We start from the raw sequence: 1,569 nt of genomic DNA, 5'->3' as shown, positions 1-1,569 counted from the left end.
CAATTATTGCCGAAGAACTTGTGATGGGGAATGACGAGAAGGCGAGACAGTCTGGCTACGACTGTATTTTGGGGAATACATGGTGGATGGAACCGAGAATAACTGAGGGAAAATTCAAAGAACTTGTATACGAGATTCTTCCCAGACTACGCGTGCCGACGCTGGCCTGTGTTGAAACTCCAGACACTCCCAGGGCAGTCGCGAGACCGAACGGGAAGAAGTTTTCGCGCTTTGCGACCGTTCTGAACTACTTCTTGCCAAACGGAATAACTTACGTCAATTCCGGCCAGGAGATATTCGAGATACAACCGATGAATCTAGGCCTGGATAACGACGAGGACGGCAGATATGTCCTTCCGCCTAACGATCCATTCTACGGCAAGCTGGCTTTCTTCGATCCGTATGTTCTCCACTGGAACGCGGATGACGACATGGTCGATCTGATTTCCCTTCTATCTTCATTGAGAAGAGATAATCTTGAGCTCATCAACCCCCATGATTTGAAACTTCTCTGGGAGGAAGACATCGAATCTGCAGGACTCTTCTACTGGAATGGGTCGAAGGGATTGCTGGTTGTTGCTAATGGTGACTTCCAAAGCATGAAGGATTTTCACATAAACCTGGGTTATTTTACCTGGAAGAGCGAACACAAAGTTGCGTGGAAGCTCAAGGGTTTCGATGGTCACTCGGAATGGAAGGTGGGAGGCGACTTTCATCTCTCGTTAGGTCCCGGAGAGGTGGCAGTGGCAGAAATCAAATAAAAAAACGGGCCCCGATGGGGCCCTTCTTATATCTAGGAATTACTTCTTTGGCTGTACATAGAACCTAACTGCCGTTCTTACTTCTCCGTCGATGTCAACATCCGAAAAGGTTGGAACACATACGAGATCCATACCGCTTGGAGCAACGTAACCTCTGGCAATTGCTATGGCTTTTACTGCCTGATTGACCGCTCCGGCTCCAATAGCCTGAATCTCTGCTACGCCCTTCTCTCTGAGTACTCCGGCAAGTGCACCAGCAACTGCGTTTGGTTTTGAGTGGGTTGCTACCTTTAGTACTTCCATGACTGCTACCTCCTCTTGAGATCTGTCATGCTACTGGGAGAGAGATTTAGGATGGTGCGCCCGGCAGGATTTGAACCCGCAACCATCGGAGCCGAAATCCGATGCTCTATCCGTTGAGCCACGGGCGCATGGAAAAAGAGAAAAATGGGGTGGCTGGCGGGGTTCGAACCCGCGGCCGCCTGATCCACAGTCAGGCGCTCTTCCAACTGAGCTACAACCACCATAGAAATTGCGTGGCGCGCCCGGCAGGACTCGAACCTGCAACCACCGGATTAGAAGTCCAGTGCTCTATCCATTGAGCCACGGGCGCTGGAGCGGCCGACGGGAGTCGAACCCGCAACATTCGCCTTGGAAGGGCGATACTCTACCAATTGAGCTACAGCCGCACTAATGACCCTTGGTCGGGAAGACAGGATTTGAACCTGCGACCTCCTGTGCCCAAGACAGGCGCGCTTCCAACTGCGCTACTCCCCGCTCACGAATCTAAATATATCAGATTTTGAGG

The 1,569-nt window shown here is 51.2% G+C and carries 1 protein-coding gene, 5 tRNA genes and 1 pseudogene; 1 reads left to right on the top strand and 6 read right to left on the bottom strand.

Features of this window, described 5'->3' with window-relative positions; all coding sequences use genetic code 11:
• Positions 1-761 (top strand): annotated as a pseudogene (locus BG32_RS00225) (maltodextrin glycosyltransferase); the annotation flags it as partial.
• Positions 762-800: 39 nt separating this feature from the next.
• Here the strand turns inward: BG32_RS00225 and BG32_RS00220 are convergent.
• The 6 genes from BG32_RS00220 to BG32_RS00195 all read right to left on the bottom strand — a co-directional run bounded on the left by BG32_RS00220 (position 801) and on the right by BG32_RS00195 (position 1,538).
• Positions 801-1,064 carry a stage V sporulation protein S gene (locus BG32_RS00220; protein WP_006486564.1) on the bottom strand — a complete coding sequence of 88 codons (264 nt, stop codon included), beginning with the start codon at positions 1,062-1,064 and terminating at the stop codon, positions 801-803.
• A gap of 52 nt (positions 1,065-1,116) precedes the next feature.
• Positions 1,117-1,192: transfer RNA gene (locus tag BG32_RS00215), tRNA-Arg, on the bottom strand.
• A gap of 17 nt (positions 1,193-1,209) precedes the next feature.
• Positions 1,210-1,285, bottom strand: a tRNA-His gene (locus BG32_RS00210).
• A 13-nt stretch (positions 1,286-1,298) separates the two neighbouring features.
• Positions 1,299-1,374, bottom strand: a tRNA-Arg gene (locus tag BG32_RS00205).
• Positions 1,375-1,450: transfer RNA gene (locus BG32_RS00200), tRNA-Gly, on the bottom strand.
• A gap of 12 nt (positions 1,451-1,462) precedes the next feature.
• Positions 1,463-1,538: transfer RNA gene (locus BG32_RS00195), tRNA-Pro, on the bottom strand.
• Positions 1,539-1,569 lie beyond the last annotated feature (31 nt).

This window comes from Mesotoga sp. HF07.pep.5.2.highcov, assembly GCF_003666285.1.
GTDB classification, from domain to species: domain Bacteria; phylum Thermotogota; class Thermotogae; order Petrotogales; family Kosmotogaceae; genus Mesotoga; species Mesotoga prima.
The sequence above is the reverse complement of the archived record's forward strand: the minus strand, read 5'-3'. Positions and strand labels throughout refer to the sequence as shown.